This window comes from Pseudomonas sp. ABC1 (assembly GCF_013395055.1).
Classification (GTDB): Bacteria; Pseudomonadota; Gammaproteobacteria; order Pseudomonadales; family Pseudomonadaceae; genus Stutzerimonas.
Map to the genome: position 1 here is coordinate 2,484,636 of NZ_CP058349.1, position 23,500 is coordinate 2,508,135.

At 63.1% G+C, this 23,500-nt stretch carries 23 protein-coding genes; 13 read left to right on the forward strand and 10 right to left on the reverse strand.

Annotated features, from left to right (window positions below; all coding sequences use genetic code 11):
- Window positions 1-49 precede the first annotated feature (49 nt).
- A complete protein-coding gene (locus HW090_RS10955; protein ID WP_179113561.1) occupies window positions 50-2,767 on the forward strand; it encodes an autotransporter outer membrane beta-barrel domain-containing protein in 2,718 nt (905 codons plus the stop codon).
- Between the two features lie 113 nt (window positions 2,768-2,880).
- Entirely contained in the window at window positions 2,881-4,065 is a 1,185-nt protein-coding gene (gene cfaB / locus HW090_RS10960; RefSeq protein ID WP_179113562.1) for a C17 cyclopropane fatty acid synthase CfaB, read from the forward strand.
- 10 nt (window positions 4,066-4,075) lie between these two features.
- Here the strand turns inward: cfaB and HW090_RS10965 are convergent, their stop codons facing one another.
- Genes HW090_RS10965 through HW090_RS10975 form a run of 3 tightly spaced genes read right to left on the reverse strand, consistent with a single transcriptional unit; the run spans window position 4,076 to window position 7,172 of the window.
- A complete protein-coding gene (locus HW090_RS10965; RefSeq protein ID WP_179113563.1) occupies window positions 4,076-5,254 on the reverse strand; it encodes a methyltransferase in 1,179 nt (392 codons plus the stop codon).
- 3 nt (window positions 5,255-5,257) lie between these two features.
- Window positions 5,258-6,634 (reverse strand): TRAP transporter large permease subunit, encoded by a 1,377-nt coding sequence (locus HW090_RS10970; RefSeq protein WP_179113564.1) that lies wholly within the window; start codon window positions 6,632-6,634, stop codon window positions 5,258-5,260.
- Window positions 6,627-7,172: a TRAP transporter small permease subunit gene (locus HW090_RS10975; protein ID WP_179113565.1), complete on the reverse strand. Its 546-nt coding sequence runs from the start codon at window positions 7,170-7,172 to the stop codon at window positions 6,627-6,629. The genes HW090_RS10970 and HW090_RS10975 overlap by 8 nt, the downstream gene beginning before the upstream one ends.
- 285 nt (window positions 7,173-7,457) lie before the next feature.
- Between HW090_RS10975 and HW090_RS10980 the strand changes: the two genes are divergently transcribed.
- The gene (locus tag HW090_RS10980; protein WP_179113566.1) at window positions 7,458-8,555 is read left to right on the forward strand and encodes a TRAP transporter substrate-binding protein; all 1,098 of its coding nucleotides are present in this window, start codon (window positions 7,458-7,460) and stop codon (window positions 8,553-8,555) included.
- A 64-nt stretch (window positions 8,556-8,619) separates the two neighbouring features.
- On the opposite strand, the gene HW090_RS10985 is transcribed toward HW090_RS10980, so the two are convergent.
- Genes HW090_RS10985 through HW090_RS10995 form a run of 3 tightly spaced genes read right to left on the reverse strand, consistent with a single transcriptional unit; the run spans window position 8,620 to window position 9,893 of the window.
- Window positions 8,620-9,045, reverse strand: a complete 426-nt coding sequence (locus HW090_RS10985) for an OsmC family protein (protein WP_179113567.1) — start codon at window positions 9,043-9,045, stop codon at window positions 8,620-8,622.
- 27 nt (window positions 9,046-9,072) lie between these two features.
- Window positions 9,073-9,375, reverse strand: coding sequence for a DUF2388 domain-containing protein (locus HW090_RS10990; RefSeq protein ID WP_179113568.1), 303 nt, complete (start codon window positions 9,373-9,375; stop codon window positions 9,073-9,075).
- 53 nt (window positions 9,376-9,428) lie between these two features.
- Window positions 9,429-9,893, reverse strand: coding sequence for a thioesterase family protein (locus HW090_RS10995; RefSeq protein WP_179113569.1), 465 nt, complete (start codon window positions 9,891-9,893; stop codon window positions 9,429-9,431).
- Window positions 9,894-10,037: 144 nt separating this feature from the next.
- Here HW090_RS10995 and HW090_RS11000 point away from each other — a divergent pair, with 144 nt between their 5' ends.
- From HW090_RS11000 to HW090_RS11020, 5 genes are all read left to right on the forward strand, one after another.
- Window positions 10,038-10,538 (forward strand): sigma-70 family RNA polymerase sigma factor, encoded by a 501-nt coding sequence (locus HW090_RS11000; protein WP_179113570.1) that lies wholly within the window; start codon window positions 10,038-10,040, stop codon window positions 10,536-10,538.
- Window positions 10,539-10,540: 2 nt separating this feature from the next.
- On the forward strand, window positions 10,541-11,494 hold the full coding sequence (locus HW090_RS11005; protein WP_179113571.1) for a FecR domain-containing protein: 954 nt from the start codon (window positions 10,541-10,543) through the stop codon (window positions 11,492-11,494).
- A gap of 101 nt (window positions 11,495-11,595) precedes the next feature.
- On the forward strand, window positions 11,596-14,088 hold the full coding sequence (locus tag HW090_RS11010) for a TonB-dependent receptor (protein WP_179113572.1): 2,493 nt from the start codon (window positions 11,596-11,598) through the stop codon (window positions 14,086-14,088).
- 89 nt (window positions 14,089-14,177) lie between these two features.
- On the forward strand, window positions 14,178-15,302 hold the full coding sequence (locus HW090_RS11015) for a PepSY domain-containing protein (RefSeq protein WP_179113573.1): 1,125 nt from the start codon (window positions 14,178-14,180) through the stop codon (window positions 15,300-15,302).
- 10 nt (window positions 15,303-15,312) lie between these two features.
- Window positions 15,313-15,486 carry a hypothetical protein gene (locus HW090_RS11020; protein WP_179113574.1) on the forward strand — a complete coding sequence of 58 codons (174 nt, stop codon included), beginning with the start codon at window positions 15,313-15,315 and terminating at the stop codon, window positions 15,484-15,486.
- Between the two features lie 65 nt (window positions 15,487-15,551).
- Here HW090_RS11020 and HW090_RS11025 read toward each other — a convergent pair whose 3' ends face one another.
- Complete coding sequence (locus HW090_RS11025) at window positions 15,552-16,295, reverse strand: siderophore-interacting protein (RefSeq protein ID WP_179113575.1); 744 nt, start codon at window positions 16,293-16,295, stop codon at window positions 15,552-15,554.
- 10 nt (window positions 16,296-16,305) lie between these two features.
- A complete protein-coding gene (locus HW090_RS11030) occupies window positions 16,306-16,731 on the reverse strand; it encodes a MarR family winged helix-turn-helix transcriptional regulator (protein ID WP_179113576.1) in 426 nt (141 codons plus the stop codon).
- Window positions 16,732-16,957: 226 nt separating this feature from the next.
- Here HW090_RS11030 and HW090_RS18020 point away from each other — a divergent pair, with 226 nt between their 5' ends.
- Window positions 16,958-18,979, forward strand: a complete 2,022-nt coding sequence (locus tag HW090_RS18020) for a methyl-accepting chemotaxis protein (protein WP_179113577.1) — start codon at window positions 16,958-16,960, stop codon at window positions 18,977-18,979.
- A gap of 12 nt (window positions 18,980-18,991) precedes the next feature.
- On the opposite strand, the gene HW090_RS11040 is transcribed toward HW090_RS18020, so the two are convergent.
- On the reverse strand, window positions 18,992-19,795 hold the full coding sequence (locus HW090_RS11040) for a class I SAM-dependent methyltransferase (protein ID WP_179113578.1): 804 nt from the start codon (window positions 19,793-19,795) through the stop codon (window positions 18,992-18,994).
- Window positions 19,796-19,918: 123 nt separating this feature from the next.
- Between HW090_RS11040 and def the strand changes: the two genes are divergently transcribed.
- Window positions 19,919-20,458: a peptide deformylase gene (def, locus tag HW090_RS11045; RefSeq protein WP_179113579.1), complete on the forward strand. Its 540-nt coding sequence runs from the start codon at window positions 19,919-19,921 to the stop codon at window positions 20,456-20,458.
- 33 nt (window positions 20,459-20,491) lie between these two features.
- Here the strand turns inward: def and HW090_RS11050 are convergent, their stop codons facing one another.
- The gene (locus HW090_RS11050; protein ID WP_179113580.1) at window positions 20,492-21,391 is read right to left on the reverse strand and encodes a LysR family transcriptional regulator; all 900 of its coding nucleotides are present in this window, start codon (window positions 21,389-21,391) and stop codon (window positions 20,492-20,494) included.
- 108 nt (window positions 21,392-21,499) lie between these two features.
- Between HW090_RS11050 and HW090_RS11055 the strand changes: the two genes are divergently transcribed.
- The 3 genes from HW090_RS11055 (at window position 21,500) to HW090_RS11065 (ending at window position 23,453) form a co-directional block, all read left to right on the forward strand.
- Window positions 21,500-22,129: an NADPH-dependent F420 reductase gene (locus HW090_RS11055; RefSeq protein ID WP_179113581.1), complete on the forward strand. Its 630-nt coding sequence runs from the start codon at window positions 21,500-21,502 to the stop codon at window positions 22,127-22,129.
- 48 nt (window positions 22,130-22,177) lie between these two features.
- Window positions 22,178-22,978, forward strand: a complete 801-nt coding sequence (locus tag HW090_RS11060; RefSeq protein ID WP_179113582.1) for a dioxygenase — start codon at window positions 22,178-22,180, stop codon at window positions 22,976-22,978.
- 76 nt (window positions 22,979-23,054) lie between these two features.
- The gene (locus HW090_RS11065) at window positions 23,055-23,453 is read left to right on the forward strand and encodes a DoxX family protein (RefSeq protein ID WP_179113583.1); all 399 of its coding nucleotides are present in this window, start codon (window positions 23,055-23,057) and stop codon (window positions 23,451-23,453) included.
- The last annotated feature ends 47 nt before the right edge of the window (window positions 23,454-23,500 follow it).

Consider the following 23,500-nt stretch of genomic DNA (forward strand, 5'->3'; position numbering starts at 1 on the left):
TCTCGGCTGCCGTTCATGCGGCCAATTACTGTCATTCAAGGAAGGCTCGATGATCCCCTCTGGTTTTCGCAAGACCCTGCTCGCCCTCGCTGTTACCGGAACGGCATTACCTGCTCTGGCGCAGACCGTTCAACTGACTGACAGCGGCCTGTTGTCGGAAAACTTGGCGTATACCGACAGCCTGGAGATCGTGGGTGCTTTCAATGGCAGTGCCTCCGACGCGGTGCGCCTCACCAATGTATCCGTCGCACAAGAGTTGGTCCTGGATGCCGCGATCGAGAATGCCGCAGGCAATGGGGTCGTTTTCGAGGAGGTATTTGGCGATAACACCGTGCTCAGCAGTGTGGGTGGTGATCTGCTGAACAAGGGCGATATTTCGGTTCAGGGTAATGGCAGCCAAGCGTTGAAGATCGAGCAGGTGGGTATCCAGGGCAGCCTGGTCAACCAGGGTAATCTGACGGTCCAGGGCAGCGGATCGAGCGGTGTCCTGTCCATCCAGAACAGCACCATAGCGGGCAATCTGCATAATCAAGGCAGCATCGGTATCACTGGGTTAAACGTCAGTGCTTTGGATATCCGCCGTGATACCTATCTGGTCGGTAGCCTGATCAATTCTGGTCTTATCGAGGCTCAGGGTTTGGACGATCCGATTGCCGACACGGTTTCTGCTGTCCACATACGTGATAGCGCCATCGGCGGGGATATCCTTAACGAGGCCGGGGCTACGATCCGGGCTGTAGGCTTGAATAGTAACGGTATAAGTCTGCAGGGTGCAGCGTTGGAGGGGCGCCTGATAAATGACGGTACCATTGAGGTGGTGGGTGATGGCTTCGCTATCGATCTTTATCAAGGTTTCCAGAACAGTGGCTCGCTTGAGTGGCTTGGACCCACGAGACTCAAACAGTTGGTTAATAACGGCAGCATCATCGGTCATGATGAGGAGTCCATCGCTATTCTGGTCGATGGCGTAATCTTTACCGGAGAAGGCCCAGGTATTCTCAACAATGGCCTGATCCAGTCAGTCGATGATGCGATCGCTTTCGATCCGAACGGGCTGGGGAGAGACAATGCTTCCCTGGTGATCGAAAACAACGGCGATATCATCTCCCAGGCCAACGCCATCGATGCCAGCTATCTTGAAAATGGCGAGCGTATCTACCTCGATTGGAACAGTGGCCGTATCGAAGGCAACCTGATCGATCTGGTCAGTATCAATATCATGGGTGATGTGGCTTTCTCGGGCACCGACAGCACGCAAGCTGGCGCCAACATCCGTATCAAGGATGGCGGATGGATCGATATCGGTGATAGCTATGCTGGCGTTGTCGGCCACCTGGAACTCGAGCAGGCCCATACCCTTATCGACGGCAACCTGAACCTGGCGGGTCTCTCGTCTCTCGGCATGACCCTGAGCAATGCCACCGACACCAACAGGGCCGTGCTGGAAGTGTCCGGCACCCTGGAATTCGATGAAGGTTCCCTCATCCGACTGGCGGCCCAGGGCGAGGACTTCAGCCCCTCGGGCAGTCAGTACATTCTGGCCAAGGCAGGGACTCTGGATGACCAGGGCCTGAGCGTGGTCAGCAGTTCGGCGCTGCTGCGGGTCGACACCTATGGCAGCGAAAACGATCAGGTGACGGCCACGGTTTCACTGCGCAGTGGGACCGAGATCGAGGATATCGTGGCTGGCAATGGTGGCTCCGTGAATGCCGGCAATGCCCTCAAATCCTTCGGGGGCGTGTTGGGCCAACTGGAGCAGAGCGATCCGGTGCTGTTCCAGGCGTTCGCGAATGCCGACCAGGCCAGGCTCGCCAGGCTGGCTGCCGAACTGGCCCCGGATACCCAGGCCGCTGTCCGTGATGCTGCGCAAAGAGGCCTTCAGGCCATCAATACTGCCGCCGGTAACCGTACCGCCAGTTTGCGCCGGGGGCTTTCGTCTGGTGATGGACTCAGCCGCTCGGGTGTCTGGACACAAGCGCTGTATGGCGAGAGCGACCAGGGACGCCGTGATGGTATCGCCGGTTACAACGCCTATAGCCGGGGCATCGCCATCGGTGCCGATGGCAAGCTGGACGATCGACTGACACTCGGCCTGGCCTATGGCTACATCGACACGGACGTCAATGGCAGCAATAGCAGCAGCCGTACCGAAATCGAAAGCCATACGTTCTCGCTCTATGGTGGTTTCGAACAGGGGCCCTGGTTTGCCGATGCCGCGCTCACCTATGGACTGAACGATAACCAGGGCCGGCGTCAGATCGCGGGCACTCTCGCCAAGTCTGACTACGACAGCCAGTCGCTGGGCATGAGCCTTGTTGGCGGTTATGCCTATCGCATGAGCGAGCGCGTGGTGCTCGAACCGCGCCTGGCCGCTCGCTATAGTCAGGTCGATATCGATGGCTACCGTGAAAAGGGTTCCTCTGCCGCATTGCAGGTCGATAGCCAACGCTATGAGGTTGCCGAGCTCGGTGCCGGTTTCAGGGTTGCGGCCGATTATCCGCTGGCACAGGGTCGTCTGGAGCCTCAACTGCGTTTGATGGCGTACCACGACTTCGCGGCGGACAGCAGCCGCAGTACATCGACCTTCCTGGTCGGCGGCACACCGTTCGTCACCAGTGGCGCGAGCCCGGTGCGCAACAGCTATGAAGCGTCGGCGGGGCTCGCTTACCACCTGGGGGCGATGACGCTGGGCGTGAGCTACGACCATACCGGCAAGAGCGGTTTCGATGCCGATACCTTCGCTGCGAAAGTACGATACGACTTCTGAGTCCTGAGTAACTCCGCCGTCAGTCAGCCTATCGGAAGGCAATTGCCGCGATAGGCTGACAATTCGCTTATCTGGTCTACCTTTTTCTTGTCAGGGACAAAGGAGATCGGCCCATGTTGGCGGCACTGCTTCCGATGTTGCGCGCAGTTGGCTTGCCACTGCGTTTGCGCCTGTGGGACGGGCGCAGCTTCGACCTTTCTGCCTCGCCCACGGTGACCCTGACGCTGCATGACCCGGTATTGCTGGATGAGTTGCAGCATCCCAGCCTCGATCGTTTGGGGGCCGCTTATGTCGAGGGGCGGCTGGATCTGGACGGTCCGCTCGAAGAGGTCATGCGGGTGGGCGATCGCCTGACCCGGGCGCTGGGCGACGACATGCGTGGCACGCCGGGTTCTTCCGCGCACGACCGTGCCACGGATGCCGAAGCGATTTCCTACCACTACGACCTTTCCAACGATTTCTACCGGCTCTGGCTCGACCCGGAGATGGTCTATTCCTGTGCCTATTTCGAGAGCGGCCGGGAGTCGCTGGAACAGGCGCAGCAGGCCAAGTTGCGCCACCTGTGCCGCAAGCTGCGCCTCAAACCTGGCGAGCGGTTGCTGGATGTCGGTTGCGGTTGGGGCGGGCTGGCGCGTTTTGCTGCGCGGGAGTTCGGTGTCGAGGTCTTCGGTATCACCCTTAGCCAGGCGCAGTTGACGCTGGGGCGGCAACGGGTGATCGACGCGGGGTTGCAGGACCGTGTTCGGCTGGAACTGCTCGACTATCGTGATCTGCCGCAGGACGAGCGGTTCGACAAAGTGGTCAGCGTCGGCATGTTCGAGCATGTCGGCCATGCCAACCTGCCGTTGTATTGCCAGCGGTTGTACGGCGCCGTGCGCCCGGGCGGGCTGGTGCTCAACCATGGCATCACCGCGCGGCACCTGGATGGTCGACCGGTGGGGCATGGGGCGGGAGCCTTTATCGGGCGCTTCGTGTTTCCCCATGGCGAGCTGCCGCATCTGGTGAATATCTGTGCGGACATCAGTGAGTCGGGGCTGGAAGTGGTGGATGTGGAAAGCCTGCGCCCGCATTACGCCCGTACGCTGTCACTGTGGAGCCAGCGCCTGGACGAGCGTCTGGAGGAGGCTCGCCGCCTGGTGCCTGAGCGTGCGTTGCGTATCTGGCGTGTCTATCTGGCAGGCTGCGCCTATGGCTTCAGCCGTGGCTGGGTCAACCTGCATCAGATTCTTGCTGGCAAACCACGGGCCGATGACTCGCTGGAGCTGCCCTGGAGCCGGGCGGATATCTACCGCGATTGAGCGGGCAGGATCAGCGCTCTGCGAGCAGCAGCAGGTTGCGTGGGGTCAGACTGTCGGTACAGAAGGTGCCCAGGCGGGTCCGGTAGCCGTGTTCCTCCAGCAGCAGGACGCGATCGAGTGCCAGCCAGAGTTCCAGCGGACGCCGGAACAGGTTGCGCAACCGTTCGAGGTTACGCACCTGGGCCAGTCGCTCCCAGCCGGCCTGCTCCAGTGACTGCCAATCCTGTGGCGTGGGTTCGGGCAGTGCCTTCAATTGCGCCAGGTCGCGGACATAGCGCTCGAACGGTTTGTGCAGCCAGGCGCTGGGCAGTGATGGCGTTGGCAGGTAGTCGTCGCTCTGGCGCGCCAGGCGCTGGTACAGGTCGAAGCCCAGTCGCCAGGCCATCGACTGGTCGCGCTGGCGACGTTCGCGGGCGCCTGCGGTGACGGTTTCGCTCAGCGGCAGCCCCAGGTCGTCCTTGCTCAGGTGCAGCCTCGAGCGCTGTCCTGCTTGTGACAGGGGCTGGTACTGGTCGCTGGCGATGCGGTTGTAGCAGCAAGGTGCCAGCGCCAGTTGAGTGCATCCCTCTGCGATGGCGACCTGCAATAGCCGGACGTGCAGATCGCCACAGGCGTGCAGGGCGACGGGTGTGTACGAGGCGTGCAGGCCATCGTGGACCTCTGCCATGACATCCTGCTGACGATGCTCTGCCCGGATACCCGCCCGCTGACTGAGCTGGCGCCCTTCCTCGACCAGCGCCGCATCCCATTCCAGGCAGGTCAGGGGCGTGCCATCCAGGGCCAGTAGCCGCCCCAGATGCCCTTTGCCGGAGCACCAGTCCAGCCAGTGTCCGGGCTTGCGGGTGAACCGCAACGAGCTGGAAAAGGCCTGTATCTGTTGCCACTTGCGCCCAGGGACATGCGCGCTGGCACGGGCTGTGACCGGTGGGAGCGGCTGGTCGGGCAGGGGCTGGAGCCGGGACAGCCGTTGCGCCTGCTGCGCCAGTTCGGGGAACGGCGCGGGCAGTGCTTCCTGGAGTTCGCTCCGCTCGGCATCTTCCAGGCTGAGCTGGCGCAACTGCTTCGCCAGTTCAGGGTGTTCCTGTTCCCAGGGTAAGCGCAGGTTCGTGAAGGGCTTTGGGCGCCACAGGCCCTGATGTTCCAGCAGGAAAGCATCGAGGGCCTGGAAGCGTTGCAGGTGTTCGCTCACATGCTACCGGCCATAGACCTGCTCTGGCAGCCAAGTGATCAGGCTGGGCCAGAAGTAGGCGATCACCAGCATGGAGATCTGGATACCGATGAAGGGGATCACGCCCTTGTACATGGTGATGGTTGACACCGTGCGGGGTGTGACACCTCGCAGATAGAACAGTGAGAAGCCCAGGGGCGGAGTGAGGAAAGACGTTTGCAGGTTGAGTGCGATCATTACCCCCAGCCAGATCGGGTCCAGTCCCATGACCAGCAATACGGGGCCGACGATAGGAACCACGACGAAGATGATCTCGATGAAGTCGAGGATGAAGCCCAGCAGGAAGATCACCAGCATCACCAGGAAGAAGGCACCCAGCACGCCGCCCGGCAACTGCTGGAAGACTTCCTCGATCAGGTGTTCGCCGCCGAAGCCACGGAAGACCAGGGAGAACAGCGAGGCGCCGATCAGGATCAGGAACACCATGCAGGTGATCGAGGTGGTGCCGTTGGCGACGTCGCGCAGTTGTGGCAGGGTCAGTTGTCCACGCGTCAGGGCCAGCAATGTCGCACCGACCGCGCCGATGGCGGCGGCTTCGGTGGGCGTGGCAAAGCCGGCGAGGATCGATCCGAGTACCGCGACGATCAGCAGCAGTGGCGGCAGCAACGCACCGAGCAGCTTGCCCCATTGAACCTCGCCCAGTTCTTCCTTGGGCACCACGGGCAGTTTCTTCGGCTGCAGGAAGGCCACGGCGATCAGGTAGGTGACGTACAACAGGATCAGCAGCAGGCCGGGTATGAGTGCACCCATGAACAAGTCGCCGACCGAGACGGTCTTGGGTGAAAACACGCCCATGCGCAGTTGAGCTTGTTGGTAGGCGCTGGACATCACGTCACCCAGCAGTACCAGCACGATTGACGGTGGGATGATCTGGCCGAGGGTGCCTGTAGCCGCCAGAGTTCCAGTGGAGACGGCTGGGTCGTAGCCTCGGCGCAGCATGGTCGGCAGGGCCAGCAGCCCCATGGTTACCACGGTCGCGCCGACGATGCCGGTACTGGCGGCGAGCAGCGCACCGACCAGGCACACCGATATCGCCAGGCCTCCACGTATACCGCCGAACAGGCGTGCCATTGATTCCAGCAGGTCTTCCGCGACCCGTGATTTTTCCAGCATCACGCCCATGAACACGAACAGCGGCACCGCCAGCATGGTCTGGTTGTTCATGATGCCGAACAGGCGATTCGGCAGGGCATGCAGGTAGCCACCATCGAAGGTGCCGGTGAGGATACCGACCCCGGCGAACAGCAGTGACATCCCGCCCAGCGTAAAGGCCACCGGGTAGCCGCCCATCAGCGCCAGGCAGATGCTGACGAACAACAGTACCGCCATGACTTCAGCCATGTTGTACCTCCGGGAACGGCAGGCGGCCGCTGAACTGGTAGGCGATCTTGATCAGGTCGGACAGGGCCTGGGCGGCCAGTCCGAAGACCAGGATCAGGATGATGCTTTTTTGCAGGTAGACGAACTTCAGCCCGCCCGATTCGTTCGAGCCTTCCAGGGTGGACCAGGAATTGGCGACGTAGTCCCAGCTGTTCCAGGCCAGGAACAGGCACACCGGCAGCAGGAAGAACAGGTGTCCAAGCAGCTCGACGACGGCTTGCCGACGCGGCGAAAACTTCTGGTAGAAGATGTCCACGCGCACATGACCACCACGTTGCAGGGTCCAGGCGGCGGCCCCCATGAAGACCAGCGCGTGGGCGTACATCACGCTTTCCTGCAGGGCGATGGCACCGATGTTCAGGCCGTAGCGCAGCAGGACGACGACCGCCGTGCCGAGCACGAGAAAGACCGTGAACCATGAGCAGAGCTGTCCGAAGCGGGCGTTGATACAATCGATGGCGCTGGCGATGCGCAGCAAGGGCGGGGCTTTCGTGGACATCTGGCAGTCCTTTGTTATTGGTTCGGGTTGAATCGGCAAACGGTCGATTCTAGGCAGACCGTTGGCCGTACAGCAATTGGCTTACGACTTTAGTTTCGTGAACTAGGCTTGAGAGGCTCGAGTCTCTAATGTAGATGAGCCGGTCATAGTGGGTTGGTTATCGCCGAACGGTCGGTTGTCGTGCTCCAGAGGCGTGAGGTTGCCACCCCGCGATCACTGAAAAAGAAGCTGCGTGTCTGCCTTGCGCAGCGCCCGCCGAATGAACAATAACAAGGACAACAGCACATGAAACGTCGTCATATTATTGCCGCAGCAGGCGTAGGCCTGGCTGCAACCGCGCTGGTTGGTTGCAAGGAAAAGGATCAGGCCGCCGCTGGGGGAACGGCTGCGGAACAGCAGAAATTCCACTGGAAGATGGTCACCTCCTGGCCGAAGAACTTCCCTGGCGTTGGCGTCGGCGCCGAGAACTTCGCCAAGCTGGTCAACGAGATGAGCGGCGGGCGCCTGACGGTCAAGGTCTATGCCGGTGGTGAGCTGGTGCCGCCGCTGGAAGTGTTCGACGCGGTCTCGCGCGGTACGGCGGAACTGGGCCACGGTGCGCCCTATTACTGGAAGGGCAAGGTGCCGGCGGCGCAATTCTTCTGTGCACTGCCCTTCGGCCCCAATGCGGCGGAGATGAATGCCTGGCTGCACCATGGCGGCGGCATCCAGTTGTGGGAAGAGGCCTACAAGCCGTTCGGCATCCTGCCGCTGGCCTGCGGCAACACCGGCGTGCAGACCGCTGGCTGGTTCAACAAGGAAATCAGGTCGGTCGATGACTTCCGTGGCCTGAAGATGCGGACACCGGGTCTGGGCGGCGAAGTGCTGACCAAGATGGGCGGGACCGTGGTCAACATGCCGGCCGGTGAGATCTTCACCGCATTGCAGACCGGCGCCATCGACGCCACCGAGTGGATCGGTGCCTACAACGACCTGGCGCTGGGCCTGCACAAGGCTGCCAAGTACTACTACACCCCGGGCTGGCAGGAGCCGAGCGTGCAGTTCGAGCTGGACATCAACCTCAAGGCCTGGGAAACCCTGCCGCCTGATCTGCAGGCCATCGTGCGTGCAGCCGCGCGTGCCGTGAATGGCGACATGCTCGACGACTACAACGCCAAGAACATGGAAGCCATGGAACAGCTCAAGTCCGAAGGCGTCGATGTGCGTCGCCTGCCTGACGAAGTGCTGGTGCGCCTCAAGGAGGTCGCGACGGAAGTGGTGGAAGCGTCCGCCAACGCCGATCCAGTGGCGAAGAAGGTCTGGACGCAGCAGAAGGCTTACCTGAAGCGTCTGTATGACTACGCGGAAAGCAACGAGAAGGACATCTACGCCATTCGTGGCTGAGAACCTGTTCGCGATCCGCTGTGTGTCGACGCCGAACCTCGCAATGAGGTTCGGCGTCGTTCGTTCAGGCGAGCAGACGAGCGTCCAGGCTGATCTCGGCATTGAGCAGCCGTGAGACCGGGCAGCCGGTCTTGGCATCTGCGGCGATGCGCTGGAACTGCGCATCGTCGATGCCGGGGATGCGGGCTTCCAGGCTCAGTTGCACCTTCGTGATGGTGAAGCCGCCGTCATCCTTGTCCAGTGTCACGACTGCCCGGGTTTGCAGGCGTTCGGCGGTAAATCCGGCTTTTCCCAGTTGTCCGGAAATCGCCATGGTGAAACAGCCCGCATGGGCCGCGCCGATCAGTTCCTCGGGATTGGTACCCGGCTGGTCTTCGAAGCGGGTGTTGAAGCCGTAGGGGTTGTCCTGCAGGGCGCCGCTTTCGGTGCTGATAGTGCCCTTGCCCTCTTTCAGGCCACCGCTCCAGACGGCGGATGCGCTTTTCTTCATGGGATTGCCTCCTCTCGTTCGAGTGGGTTATTGCGATTGGCCCAGCAGGGCGCTGGCCAGTTCCAGATCGGTGGCCTGCAGGTGCGGGTGCTCGTCGCGCAACTGGCGCAGTCGTGCCTCCAGGTAAGGGCCGCGAATGGCTCCGCCGCTGGCGACGAAGGTACTGGCGTCTTCACGGGTGGCGACGACTTGCTTGTTGTCCTTGAAGGTCAGGTAGGTGGAGCCGGTGGTGGCGCCCGACGACAGGATGTCGCGCAGCAGGCCATCGGCCTGGACCGTGGCCAGCGGAGCGCCGGCCAGGACCAGCAGGGTCAGGATGCTTTTTCGCATGTTCGTTTCTCCGGACGTATCCGGATATTGAGAGTGGGCAATAAAGCGGGAGTTCAGCCCGCCACGCCGGACGGCGGTTCCTGCTGTGAGCGGATGTTTTCCAGTGCCTGGCGCAACCTGGGCGGTATGGTCGCCGGCTGGTTGCTCGTGCGGTCGACGAAGACGTGCACGAAGCGGCCAAGGGCGGCAGGGGTTTCTTCCGTGCTGCGGAACACCGCCAGTTCGTATTCCACCGAGCTGCTGGCGAGCTTGCTGACGCGCAGGGCCACGTCGACGACATCCGGGAAGGACAGCGAGGAAAAATAGTCGCAGGACGAACTGACCATGAACGCCACGACCTCGCCGTCATGGATGTCCAGGCCGCCGTGCTCGATCAGGTACGTGTTCACCGCGCTGTCGAAGAAGCCGTAGTAGGCGGCGTTGCTGACGTGGCCGTGGAGGTCGTTGTCCTGCCAGCGTGTGGTGATGGGCTGGCGGTAGTGATAGTCACTGCGCCGGATGTCGCCAGGTGTGGACATGGGGGCTCCAGATGCGGTGTGGGGCGGCTGTACGGGCCTGCATTATTCACCAGTACGCACCCTGGCGCATGCGGCCGATCGGTCGTTGATATGATAATGGTTATCAGCTATCTTCGCGCACTTCGACAGGCAGAGGGCGGTGCAATGGGCAGTGACCCGCTGGGCCAGCTATACCGTGAGCACAATGGCTGGCTGAACCACTGGCTCTATCGCCGGTTGGGTTGCCGCAGCCAGGCGGCCGATGTCGCCCAGGATGCCTTCCTGCGAATTCTCCGCCAGCAGCGCCGCGAGGGGAGTCTGCCTCCCGTGCAGGAGCCGCGTGCCTACCTCGCCACCATCGGTCGGCGCCTGGTGTATGACCACTTCCGCCGTCAGTCCTTGGAGCAGGCCTACCTCGATAGTCTGGCGCGGCTACCGGAAGCCCATGCGATCTCTGCCGAGGAGCAACTGCTCATACGCGAGGCGCTGTTCGAGCTGGATGCCTTGCTCGACAGCCTCAAGCCCGTGGTGCGCGAAGTCTTCCTGCTGTCTCAGCTCGAGGGCCTGACCTATGCACAGATCGCCAAGCGGCAGGGCATCAGCGAGCGCACGGTCAAGCGCTACATGGCCAGTGCCTTCGAGGCCTGCATCCTGTTCGTGGATTGATCATGCAGGGCCAGCCGAACCCGATTACTCGCGATGTCGCGCGCCAGGCGGCGCACTGGATGATGCTGCTGCACAGCGGCGAGGCCGACTCGCAGGACCATGCCGATTGCCAGAAATGGCGCTCCGCCAAGCCCGAGAACGAACAGGCCTGGCAGCGCGTGACCCGTGTGCAGGAGCGCCTGGGCGTGCTGCCGCCCGCCGTGGGTATGGCCAGCTTCAACCGTGCGCGACGCCAGGGGCTGAAGAAGCTGCTGATTCTCGCGGCGCTGGCGCCAGCCGGTTACCTGTCCTACCAGCACTTGCCCTGGAACCAGTGGATGGCGGGTCATCGCACCGCTGTCGGTGAGCGGCGGCGTATCGAACTGGTCGATGGCAGCTTGCTGGAGCTCAATACCGACAGCGCCGTCGACCTGCATTTCGATGACGAGCAACGGCTGATCCAACTGCACCGGGGGGAAATCCTCGTTACCAGCGGTGCCGACCGTGGTCATCCGGTTCATCGACCGCTGCGCGTGCAGACTGCCGAGGGGCGTATGCAGGCGCTGGGCACCCGCTTTGGCGTGCGCCAGTTGCCAGGTGAAACACGCCTGGCGGTGTTCGAGGGCACGGTGCGGGTCGAGCCACAGGTAGGCGAGGGGCGAACGGTTCCGGCGGGCGAGCAGTGGCTGTTTCGCCGTGATGGGCGAGGAAGCCTGTCGGTGGCCAGCGAGCAGACCATCGGTTGGCAGCGTGGGCAACTGACGGTCGAGTCGATGCCGCTGGCGGCGTTCCTGGCCGAACTCGATCGCTACCGCCCGGGCCTGCTGCGCTACGACCCACAGGTGGCCGGCTTGCGTATCAGCGGCACTTTCCAGCTCGACAGTACCGACGCGATCCTCGCCGCCCTGCCCGCGACCCTGCCGGTGCAGGTGAGTTATCGCACGCGCTACTGGGTGCATGTTGCTTCCCGGTCGTAGCGGACAACTATTTTTCGCAAACGCTAATAATTCCTGTCACCTTTTTCGGACTCGTCAGTCCTTGTCATGGAAATCCAACCACCAATAAGGATTGCCAGCCCATGACACGTCAACACCATCCCCTGTCCCGGCAGGTCCGCCAGGCCCTGCTGCTCGGCCTCCTGGGCGCGCCATTGGCCGGCTTGCCGGGTGTCGCCCTGGCCGCTGGCGAAGTGGTCAGCTACAGCATCCAGGCCGGGAGCCTGAGCCAGGCCCTGACCCGCTTCGCCGCCGAAGCCGGGATTACCCTGCAGTTCTCCCCTGACCTGACCGACGGCCTGGTATCACCTGGTCTGAAGGGTGGCTACAGCGTGGAGCAGGGACTGGCGCAATTGCTGGTCAATACCCGCCTGCATGCGGTCGCCCAGGGCAATGGTGTGTATGTGTTGATGTCGATGGTTGAGCAGGCGCAGGGGGAGAAGGGAATCCAGTTGCCCGACCTGGCGGTCAGCGCCAGGAGGACACAGAGTGCGACTACCGAGTATTCAGGCAGCTACGGTAGCAGCACCGGCACTACGGCATTGCCCTTCAATGCCTCCCTGCGCGAGACGCCGCAGTCCGTCAGTGTGATTACCCGGCAGATGCTGGATGACAAAAAGATCGACAACCTGATCGATGTCGTAGAGCACACGCCAGGGCTGTCGATCAGCCGCTACGAGAGCAACCGTGGCAGCATGTTTTCCCGCGGTTTCAAGATCGAGAACTACCTGATCGATGGGGTGCCCACGACCATCGACGAGCAGTGGAGCGCCGGCGAGATCCTGAACGGCACGTCGATCTATGACCGTGTCGAAGTGCTGCGCGGCTCCGACGGCCTGATGACCGGCGTGGGCAACCCGTCCGCGGTGATCAACATGGTGCGCAAGCGAGCGGACAGCAAGGAGCTCAAGGGCAGCGTATCGGTGGAGGGGGGAAGCTGGTCGCATTATGGTGCCAGCCTAGACGTCAGTGCGCCGCTCAGCCCGAGTGGCGGTACGCGTGGCCGATTGGTGCTGGACCATGACCAGGAGGACAGCCATGTCGACTACCTGGAAAGCCGCAAGGATGTGTTCTACGGCACGCTGGAGCAGGACATTGGCGACAGCACCCTGCTTTCCGTCGGGTATTCCCTGCAGAAGGACGACACCAATGGCCCGACATGGGGCGGGCTGCCAGCCTGGACCATGAATGGCGACTACAGCGAAGTCGTTGCCCTGAAGACCAAGCGCAGCCAGGGCGTCTCGCCAGACTGGACATACTGGAATAGCGAATACAGCAACTGGTTCGTCGAGGCCGAGCATCGCTTCAACGACAACTGGAAGGCGCGGGCGCGCTACACCCGTGGCGAGCGCGAGTCGGAGGCAAAGATCGCCATGCTGTACAGCTATCCGGTGGACCCGGAGAGCGGCAAGTCCGGCATCTACTATGCGTTCCCTGGCTTCGTCTACAAGTCCTTCGTTGCCGGCTATGCAGGCATCTACTACGTCGAGAACGTCAAGAACGATGTCAACCTGCAGGTCGATGGAAGCTTCCAGTTGCTCGGTCGAAACCATGAAGTCGCGTTCGGTTACGATCGCTCCAAGGAGCGTTTCACCGCGGATAGCCGGCCGGGCAGCATACATCCCGACGATATTCCCGGTTTTCGCGAGTTCAACGGCCATGTCGCAGAGCCGGAGTACTGGTTCCGGCGCAACAACAAGAAGCACGAGATCACCCAGGAAGCCTTCTATGCGGCCAGCCGCATCGAGTTGGCCGATCCGCTCAAGCTGATCGTCGGCGGGCGCCTGATCGACTATCAGGTCGACGATATCAAGACATCCGCCAACAGCTTCGAATCCAATGATGAAGTGGTGCCTTATGTCGGTCTGGTGCTCGACCTGACCCGCCAGGTTTCCGCCTATGCCAGCTACACCAGCATCTTCCAGCCGCAGAACTACCGGGACATTGGCAACAAGTTGCTAGCGCCTATCGAGGGCAATACCTACGAGGCGGGCCTCAAGGGCATGTTCTTCGACGACCGCCTGAGCGCCAGCCTGTCCGTCTACCGGATGGAGCAGGACAATGTGGCGCAGTCCATCGGCCAGGCCCCGGACGATCCGACCCGGCAGGCCTACAAGAGCATCGACGGGGTGGTCAGCAAGGGCTATGAGGCGGAGATCGCCGGCGAAATCACGGACAACTGGCAGGTCTATGCCGGTTACAGCCAGTTCAAGGCACGGGATGCCAAGGGCAATGACGTCAACTCGCTGATTCCGCGCCGGCAACTCACCACCTTCACCAGCTACCGCTTGCCTGGTGCCCTGAATGCCCTGACCGTCGGCGGCGGTGTGCGCTGGCAGAGCAAGGTCTGGGTCCATCAGTCCATGGCGAAGGCGCTGGGGGTGCCGAAGCTGGAGCAGGAGTCTTATGCGATCGTGGACCTGATGGCCCGCTACCAGGTGGACGACAACTGGTCGGCGCAGCTCAACATCAAGAACGCCCTGGACAAGAAATACTTCGCGCCCACCGAGGACGGCCTGCAGCTCTACTGGCAGGAGCCGCGCAATGCCGAACTCAGTGTGAAATACCAATTCTGACCTGCCGGGTCAGTGCAAGGCTGCCATGCAGGCCATGGCAGCCTTTTGCTTTTACCGATTCATGACTGGTTTGCTGGGAAGGCCCGCGTTTGCGCATACAGGAAAAGAAAACCCACTCCCGCTGGTATCGGGCGAACCTGTGGATCCATCGCTGGATCAGCCTGTTCGTCGCATTGCCGTTCGCCATTCTCTGTGTGACGGGGGTGGTGCTGATCTTCCATGAGGAGATCGAGCATCTTGCGGGCTCGGCTCCCCAGGCTGTCCAGTCAGGGGGGCAAGCGCCACGGCCACTGATGGAGTCGATCGCCGTGGCCGAACGGGCACACCCCGGGGAGCGTGTGCAGAGCGCCACGCTGGATGCGGAGCATTTCCCCGGGTTGGTGCTGCTGGGGCTGCTCAAGGACGGTGACAGCTTCCAACAGGCCCGCTGGGTGTACGCCGACATCGCCCAGGCGAAACTGGTCGAGCAGCCTGCCTTCGATGAAACGCTGATGGGATTTCTTCTCGAACTGCATGCGCAGTGGTTCCTGGGCACCATCGGCGAGCTGATCGGTGCGCTCATCGCCCTGCTGGTGCTGCTGTCGCTGGTGTCGGGGGTGGTGGTGTATGCCCCTTATATAAAGAAGTTCCTGTTCGGCATCATCCGCACCAGCAAGGGCAAGCGGCTGTTCCAGCTCGACCTGCACAACCTGATCGGCTCGGTCGTGCTCGGCTGGGCCTTCATCGTCACCCTGACGGGTGTCCTGCTGGGGTTCGGCACGGTGGCGATCGGTGTCTGGCAATTGACTGAGCTCGATGCCCTGCGGCAGCAATACCCGCAGGAAAGTCCGGCTCCCCTGCTGGCCGCGCCGGACCTTGACCGGGTCTATGCCGCTGCCGCCGAGGCGGCCGAGGGCTGGAATCCCACCACGGTGCTTTTCCCTGGCTCGGAGTACTCGACACCTCGGCATTACCTGGTGCTGTTGCAGGGTGGCCATGGGTTCGACGAGAAGATGCTGCAGCTTGCCCTGGTCGATGCGCACAGCTTCGACGTGGCCAGGCTCATGCAACTGCCGGTCTACCTGAAAGCGATCCTGCTGTCCCAGCCGCTGCACTTCGGCGATTACGGTGGCCTGCCGCTGAAAATCCTCTGGGCCTTGTGCACGCTGCTGACCCTGTTCATCACCCTGAACGGCGCCTGGCTGTGGTGGGCGAAGCGCAGGAAAATCAACTAGGAGCCTGCTCATGCGGCTGTGGAATCGTTTGTACCTGGTGGTGCTGCTTGCGCTCCTGAGCGCGTTCGGCATCGTCATGATGCTGGTCGTGGACGGTGCCTGGGACAAGGCGCTGCTGCTGCTCGCGACCTTGCCCCTCTTGCTGGGCGGTTACCGTGGATTTCGCTTCAACAGGAAACGTTAGACGCTGCTCACGGCCTGCTGCGTGTCGATGGACTGCTCTGCGTTGCGTTTACCGTGCAACTGCCCTCAGCCTTCCCGCTCCGCGTCCTGGCTCTTGATCTGCTTGTGCTGGTCTTCGCTGCTGCCGTGCTTCCAGTAGCTGGAGATGTACAGGTCGCCGCGTTCGACCTGGCGCTCTTCCTTGAAGTGACGACGCAACTCGCGCATGGCACTGAATTCACAGGCGGCCCAGACGCTGACGCGCCCCGGCAGCCATTCGAGCTGGCGCACATGTTCGGCCAGCAGGCGGCTGTCCTCGCCCGGATGCGGATTGACCAGCCAATGGATGGCCAGGCCGGACGGGTGGCGCAGGGCCTGGATATCGGCCTTGTCGATGACTTCGATCACCGCGTGGCCACGGGCGTCCGGCGGCAATTGCTCGATGTTCACGCTCAGGGCCGGCAGGGCGGTCATGTCGCCGACCAGCAGGAACCAGTCGGCGTTGAAGTCGACCAGTTTCTTCGGGCCGGGGCCGCCGATCAGGATCGAGTCGCCAGGCCTGGCCTGGCTTGCCCAGGTCGAGGCCGGGCCGCCGTCCTCGTGCAGGACGAAGTCCACGTCGAACTCATCGGCTCGCTGCTGGCGCACGGTGTAGGTGCGCATCAGCCCGCGTGGGTTGTCGGCCTGCGGGAAGATCAGCTTGATGTAGGCGCTTTCCTGGTCGGCCGGGAAGTGCTCGGGGCCGGCGCCACCCAGGGTGACGCGCAGCATGTTGGGGGTGATGCGTTGCGTTGCGTTGACGTGCAGGGTGCGCGGTGCGGGTCTGGACATGGTGACCTCGTCATGTGTTCAGGTTGTTCGCCATCTGCCGGGCGAGTTGGATGAAGGTTTCCAGCTGTTCGTTCGTCAGGCCTTGGCTCATGCGGTGTGCCGCTTCGCTTTCCAGTACCTGCAACCGCTGCATCAGGGCTTCGCCCTGGGCGCTGAGGTGCAGGAGCTGGCTGCGGCGGTCTTGTGGGTTGTCCTGTTTGGCGATCAGTCCCCCGGCGAGCAGTTCGTTGAGCACCCGGGTGATCTGCGCCTTGTCGCGCCGCATCTGCTGTACCAGGTTCTGTGCGGTGCAATCGTGGGTATGGCTGATGAGTTTCAGGGTTCGTACGTGAGTGATGGGCAGGGCGATCCCGGCCTGCTGGATGGCGCGGCGCATGTGGGAGCGATAGGCGTGGGTCAGCTGTTGCAGCGGATCGGCCAGGTAACGGGTATGCATGCTGCACTCTTTCTGGTTGATAGAGTCAACTTAATTGAAAAGGTTGATACTATCAACCATGTATTCGGTGAGGGATTGATGGCCTTTTGATGTGGCGCAGCTGAAGCCGGAGTAGCCGCCCTGTACCATGGAAGGAGTGCTGGCGCTGTCGCGATGGAGTAGGGTCTTGCCTGACACCGGCGGCCGGTTGCCCGCGCATGCCTCGATATGAAAAGGAGCGTCACCCATGTTCTCGTTTTCCCGCCATCGATCCGGACGTGGCGCCGGTGCCGGTGTAGCGAATCTGGTTTGTTCCCAGGGGCAGTTGGCGCAGACGCTGGCGAGCGTGAAGCTGGCGCCGACCTATATCTGCGGCTTCGTCTCGCCCCATGTGGACATCGACGCGGTAGCGCGCCAATTGAGCCAGCGCTTTCCACAGGCGGCGATCAGCCTGAGCAGCACGGCGGGGGAACTGTCCAGCGAGGCCAGCAAGCTCTATTGCGACACGAACGGGCAGTGGGACCGTGTCGTCCTGCAACTGTTCGATGCCAGTGTGATCGCGGCCGCCGAAGTGGTCATGGTGCCGCTGGAGAGCCAGGACATCCGTGGCCAGGGCGCGCGCCGCTCGCTGGCCGAACGGATCGCCCGCCTGACGGAAACCATCAAGCGGCTGTCGGTGGCGATGCCCATCGATTACCGCGACACCCTGGCCTACGTCAGCTTCGACGGCCTCAGTGCCTCGGAGTCGTTCTTCATGGAAGCACTCTACGAATCGGGGCGCTTCCCCTGCCTGTTCGTCGGTGGCTCTGCGGGCGGCAAGCTGGACTTCGTCACCACCAGCATCCATGACGGCAAGCGCCGCTATGAAAACCATGCGCAGGTGGTGTTCCTGAAATGCGCCGCCGATGTGCGTTTCGGTGTGTTCAAGAGCCAGAACTTCGAGCCGACTTCCTTCAGCCTCAGCGTACTCAGCGCCTCGCTGGAGGACCGCTATATCAGCCAGGTGGTCGACCCGCAGGGCAACGTCCGTTCGATGGTGGCGGCGCTGTGCGACAAATTCGGCTGCGCGGCCCACGAGCTGGATGCACGGCTGGCCGATTACTCCTTCGCCATCCGCGTTGGCGATGAGTTGTTCGTGCGTTCCATCGCCCGTATCGACCAGGCCAACGAGCGGGTGCACCTGTTCTGCGACGTGGCCTCCGGCGAAGAGCTGGTGATGGTCAAGCGCACGCCACTGATCGAGTCCACTCGCCGGGACTTCCAGCGCTTCATGCAGCACAAGCAGGGCCGGCCGCTGGTCGGGATGCTCAACGACTGCATCCTGCGGCGCTTGAACAACCAGCGTGAACTGGCGGGCATGGACGATGTGTTCCAGGGCATCCCGGTCAGCGGCTTTTCCACCTTTGGCGAAATCCTCGGCTTGAACCTCAACCAGACACTGACGGCGGTGTTCTTCTTCCAGGTCGGCCCCAAGGATGAGTTCCGCGATGCCTACACCGACAACTTCGTCGCCTACCATGGCGAGTTCAAGGCGTTTTTCCTGCGTCGGCAGATCAAGAAACTGACCGGGCTGAGCCAGGTGGTGATCCGCCAGATCGAGCAGTTCAAGTCCCGCGATTTCAGCAGCAGCCTCGACGTCAGCGGGCTGGACGAGGGCATTCGCCCGGTCTTCCACGGCCTGGCCGACCTGGGGCAGGTGCTCAACGATGCCCAGCGCCAACAGGAACTGGTCGACGGCGAACTGCGCAACTGCGCCCACGACCTGCACCAGTCGATGGACGACCTGACCGGCAATATCGGCCACCAGAGCGAGGTGATCGAGCAGGCCGACGGCTCGGTACGGCAACTGGTGAGCAAGGCCGAACAGGTGGTCGGCAGTGCCCGCGACCTGGCGCAGTCGAGCCAGCGTATCCAGTCGGTGGTGCAGGTGATCCAGCAGATCGCCGGGCAGACCAACCTGCTGGCGCTGAACGCCGCCATCGAGGCGGCACGGGCGGGCGAGATGGGGCGCGGCTTCGCGGTGGTGGCCGACGAAGTGCGGCAACTGGCGGAGAAGACCCGGCAGAACGCCGAGGAAATCGGCAGCGACATCGATCAGCTCGCCGAGGCCATCCGCCTGGTGGCCGCGCATATCGAAACCCAGTCGGGCGATGTTGCGGCGCTGACCGACCTGCTCGACAGCTTGCAGGCCTCCAGCGGCTCGACCGCCGATACCTCGCGCCGCACCAAGGGGGTCGCCGATACCCTGATCGGCCTGACCAGCCGCTGAGGGCGCTGGGTTTCAGGGTTTGACGAAGCGCAGGGTGAAACGGTCCGATTCGCCGATGGCCTGGTAGCGGGCGCGGTCCTGGTCGCCATGGCGCAGGACCGGCGGCAGGGACCAGACGCCGCCCGCATGGTCCTTGGTGTCCCGGGGGTTGGCGTTGATCTCGCTGCGGGCGTCCAGCTTGAAGCCCGCGTCCGTGGCCAGGCGGATAACCGCCTCGGTCGGCAGGTAGCCGTTCTTTTCACTCTCCTCGGCGCTGGCGCCCTCGCGGGCACGGTGATCCACCACGCCGAGCACGCCGCCGGGCTTGAGCACAGCGTGGAAGGCACGGAAATAGGCTGGCGCGTTACCGGCCTGGGTCCAGTTGTGCACGTTGCGGAAGGTCAGCACCACATCGGCGGACGCGGGTGCGCCGAACACCGGTGCAGCGGGCTTGAACTCCAGCCACTCGACCTTGCCGTAGCGCTCGGGGTCTGCCGCGTACTTGGCCTTGAGGCTTTCGGCACTCTTGCGGAAGTATTCGCCATCGGCCGGGTCGTGCACGGCGGCGACATACTGGCCTTGCGGTTTCAGCCAGGGTGCGAGGATCTCGCTGTACCAGCCGTTGCCGGGTGTGATCTCGATCACGCGCTGATCGTGACGGACGCCGAAGAACGCCAGCGTCTGCGCCGGGTGTCGCCAGTCATCACGGGCGCGGTTTTCCGCCGAACGCCAGTCGCCGTCGATGTTCCGTTGCAGGCTTTCGTCGGTTGCGGATACCGTGCCATTGAAGCCGAGGAGCGCCAGTGCCAGGGCTCCGGTAAAAGCGTGTCTGCGCATGGAGGGGATTTCCAGTGAGGGGCCGGAATGGCACCCTACCACGGGTATTTCATTCCTATATCGTTGATCTTGTTAGATGCTTATTTCCTTATGGACTATGCAGCCGGATCACAGGAGAGCGCCATGATTCGTGAAATCCTGAAAATGGGTGACGAGCGCCTGTTGCGGGTGGCCCAGCCGGTGCCCGAGGACTGGTTCGGCAGTCCTCGATTGCAGGCGCTGCTGGAGGACATGTTCGACACCATGCAGGCCGCCGGTGGCGTGGGGCTGGCGGCGCCGCAGATCGGCGTCGACCTGCAATTGGTGGTGTTCGGTTTCGAGCGCAGCGAGCGCTACCCGGATGCACCGGCGGTGCCGCGTACCATCCTGCTCAACCCGCTGATTACGCCGCTTTCACAGGCTCGCGATGACGGCTGGGAAGGTTGCCTGTCGGTGCCGGGGCTGCGTGGCCTGGTGCCGCGCTACCGGCATATCCGCTACAGCGGTGTCGATCCGCAGGGGCAGCCCATCGAACGCGAGGCCGAGGGTTTCCATGCGCGGGTGGTGCAGCATGAGTGCGACCACCTGATCGGTCGCTTGTACCCCTCGCGCATCGAGGATTTCGGCAAGTTCGGTTTCACCGAGGTGCTGTTCCCAGGGCTTGACCCGGCCCAGGACGACTAGTCCGCTCACCTGGGCCTGTCGCCAGAGGCTGGCTCACACGTCCCAGGACACGCCCTCGAACGCTTCACCGAGGAAGGCCACCAGCCTCCGCACCTTCAGCGGCAGTTGCTTGCGGGTCGGGTAGACCGCGTAGATGCCCAGCTCCTGCGAGCGGTATTCCGGCATCAGCTCCAACAGCGTGCCGCTGCGCAGGTCGTCGGCGATCAGGAAGTCCGGTTGCAGCAGGATGCCGCCGCCGCCCAGGGCAATGGCGCGGCAGGTGTCGCCATTGTTGCTGTGGACACAGGCGCGGGTGCGCACGCTGGCACTGCCTTGTGGGCTTTCGAAGCGCCATTCATCGCGCCCGGCCCAGTTGCTGTAGGCGATTACCCGGTGCCCGGCGAGTTCGTTCGGGTGGCGGGGCGTGCCATGCCGTGCCAGGTAGCCGGGGGCCGCGCACAGGCGCATGCGGGTGGTGGCCAGGCGGCGGCTGACCAGCGATGAACTGTTGAGCGTGGCGATACGGATCGCCAGGTCGTAGCCCTCGTCCACCAGGTCGACCACGCGGTCGTTGAGGCTGATGTCCAGCTCGACCCTCGGGCAGCTCTCCATGAAGGCCCCCCACAGCGGCGCCAGGTGCTGCACGCCGAAACTCAGTGGCGCATTGATACGGATGACCCCGCTAGGCTCCTGATTGCCTGAACTCACCTCGGCCTCGGCATCGTTCAGGCTGGCCAGGATGTCCCGTGCGCGCTGGTGGAAAGTACGGCCCTCCTCGGTCAGCGACAGGCGGCGCGTGGTACGTTGCAGAAGGCGCACGCCGAGGCGCTGTTCGAGCGCATCGACATGGCGCGAGACGGCGGCCTTGGACATTTTCAGCCCCTCCGCCGCGCCGACGAAGCTACCAGCCTCGACCACGGCGGTGAACACTTCCATCTCAAGGGTTCGGTTCATGGATAGTCTCGATTATCGGAACAGTGATTCTCTTGAATGGTGGTTTATCCAAAAAATCGAGTCAATAAACTAAGCCACATAACAAGCACATCCCAAGAGGACTTCAGCATGAACATCACGGTCATCGGCACTGGAAACATGGGCTCGGCCTTCGTCACCTGCCTGAGCAAGGCGGGCCACCGGGTCACTGTCACCGGTCGTGAACTGGAGCAGGCCGAGGAACTGGCCGCCGCCCACAAGGGCGTGAGCGCCGCACCGGTGGCCCAGGCCCTGGGCAGCAACCAGGTGATCGTCCTGGCCACCGGCCACGCCGATGCCATCGATGCGCTGAAATCCCTGGGCGATGTGCGCGGCAAGGTGGTGATCGATATCACCAACCCGCTGACGGCGGACTACATGGGGTTGGCCATCGGGCACAACACCTCGTCCGCCGAGGAAATCGTCAAGGCGGTGCCGGGTATCGAGCTGGTCAAGGGCTTCAACACCCTGTTTGCCGAAGTCCTGCTCCAGGGGCCGAAGTTCCCCGGTGGGCAGGTTGCCCCGGTGTTCCTCGCCAGTGACAGCGAGCGTGCGCGGCAGACCGCCAAGGCACTGGCCGAGAGCATGGGCTTCGGCACCATCGATGCGGGCGAACTGCGCAATGCGCGTTACCTGGAGCCGCTGGGTGGCTTGAACATTTACTTGCGCTACGGCGCCGGGCTGGGGACGCAGATCGCCCCGACCTGGATCCGCCGCTGAACCACATCACCTTTGCAATCGCGCCGGCTGGCGGCGCTGGAGGTCACCATGACAACGCTTCCCGTACTGTTCGTCTCCCATGGCGCGCCGACTTTTGCCATCGAGCCTGGCCTGGCCGGACCGTTGCTGGGCAAACTCGGACGGCAACTGAGCGGCATCGAGGCGGTACTGGTGCTGTCGCCGCACTGGATGACCCGTGGCGGCGTGGCCGTGACCGCCAGCGCGCAACCGGAAACCATCCATGACTTCGGGGGTTTTCCGCAGGCGTTGTACGAGCTGCAATACCCGGTCGCCGGCCATCCGGCCCTGGCGGCGCGCACCGTCGAACTGCTACGTGCGGCGGGCTGGGCGAGCGGCCTGGACGAGCGCCGAGGCCTCGACCATGGCGCCTGGGTGCCGTTGCTGCACCTGCTGCCCGAAGCACACGTACCGGTGTTCCAGGTGTCGCTGCCGTATCCGCTGGACACCGCGGGCGCGCTGCGTCTCGGCCAGGCCCTGGCGCCGCTGCGCGACGAAGGCGTGTTGATCGTCGCCTCCGGCAGCCTGACCCACAACCTCTACGAGTTCCGCCAGCAGGGCGATGAGGTCGGCTATGTCCGCGACTTCACCCACTGGATTCGCCAGGCCTTGCAGGCGGACGACAGCCAGGCGCTGGTCGAGTACCGCCAGCGTGCGCCAGAGGCCGAACGTGCCCATCCGAGCGAGGAACACTTCCTGCCGCTGTTGGTGGCGCAGGGCGCACGCCGCGCCGACGATGCACTGCGGGTGCTGGATGGCGGTATCGAACATGGCGTGCTGTCGATGGACGCCTACCTGTTCGGCGCATGCGACAACCTGAACCTGCCATGAGCCCGAGCATTCTGCCGCGAGGCAGGTCCAAATCCATGGCTCGCCGAGCCATAGGCTTCACCCAAGGAGAAACACCATGATCGACACCCGTACCGCTCCCTACGCCGCCCTGGTCCTGCGCGTTGCGCTGGGCGTCATGTTCCTCGCCCACGGCCTGACCAAGCTGCTGGTGTTCACCCCGGCTGGCACCGCCGGCTTCTTCGAGTCCGTCGGCTTTCCGGGCTTTCTCGCCTACCCGGTGATCGCTTTCGAGATCGTCGGGGGCGCGTTGCTGCTGCTCGGTGTCTACGCCCGCTGGATCGCCGCCATCGCCGTGGTGCAACTGTTCGGCGCTTCCACCGTGCATTTCGGCAATGGCTGGGGCTTCACCAACCCCAACGGCGGCTGGGAATACCCGATCTTCCTGACCCTGGCCGCACTGGCGCTGGCCTTGCTGGGCGACGGGCCTTTCGCCCTGAAGCGCTCCTGCCGCTGAGCTGCGCGATCCAGGCCAGGGTGTGCGAGCGCCCTGGCCTGGATCGT